A 1092-nucleotide genomic window follows, 5' to 3' on the forward strand; every position below is an offset into this window, starting at 1 on the left:
GGGAAAGTACGCGTATGCTATTAAAAGATGACCAGATGGGGTTTTCGTTTCACATCACGACTATCTATGAAGGCGCAGATTTTCAGATGCACTATCAAAATCATTTGGAGTCGGTTTACTGCATGTCAGGTGAGGGTGAGATAGAGAATTTGGAAGATGGAAAAGTGCACCCGATCTCTGCAGGCACGATCTATGTTCTGGATAAGCATGACAAGCATATCCTAAGAGCATTTAAAGAAATGAAGATGGCATGCGTCTTCAACCCTCCGCTTAATGGCAAGGAAGTACACAACAAGGAAGGTGCCTACGAATTAGAAGCGGATACTATTGAATAATATATATTGAGTACCTAGTTCTATCCCAATTGATAACAATAAATGAAAGGGCTTTGCTGATGAGCGTACCTAACCCTAACGATAAATATGGCATTCACAGTACTGACTACAGCGTTGGGCAGCACAATGTTCAACGCTGGGGTTTTGATATTCATAACCCGGTATTTGCTGTGAGTTCCGGGCTGATATTGTTATTTTTAGTAGCCACACTGCTAACTGATTCAGCGACCGCAAAAGCTGCATTAGATGGTCTTAAATGGGATATTATTGGTGCTTTCGATGGTTTGTTTATTTGGGCAGGCAATATTTTTGTGTTGTTCTGCCTGGCGCTTATTGTTTCTCCTTTCGGCAAGGTTCGCTTAGGAGGCAATGAGGCAAAAGCAGAGCATTCTACGCTAACATGGCTAGCGATGTTGTTTGCTGCAGGCATGGGCATCGGGCTGATGTTCTGGGGAGTAGCCGAACCTGTTTCCTATTATACCGGCTGGTACAAAACGCCTCTCAATGTGGCAGCAAACACGCCCGAAGCGGCGAGTATGGCCATGGGCGCGACGATGTATCACTGGGGAATTCACCCCTGGGCGATCTATGGCGTCGTTGCGCTTTCCTTAGCTTTTTTTACCTACAACAAAGGGCTTCCACTCTCTATTCGATCCGTTTTTTACCCGCTGCTAGGAGAGCGTACGTGGGGATGGCCTGGCCACATTATCGATATTCTTGCAGTACTTGCGACACTCTTTGGTCTAGCCACATCTTT

2 protein-coding genes are annotated in these 1092 nt (G+C 45.6%); both read left to right on the top strand.

The window, feature by feature from the left end; translation table 11 throughout:
• A partial coding sequence (locus tag A3766_RS27345; protein ID WP_068643368.1) for an ectoine synthase occupies positions 1-335 on the top strand: 335 nt, incomplete at its 5' end.
• 59 nt (positions 336-394) lie between these two features.
• A partial coding sequence (locus tag A3766_RS27350) for a BCCT family transporter (RefSeq protein ID WP_197479794.1) occupies positions 395-1092 on the top strand: 698 nt, incomplete at its 3' end.

It is taken from the genome of Oleiphilus sp. HI0132 (assembly GCF_001635845.1).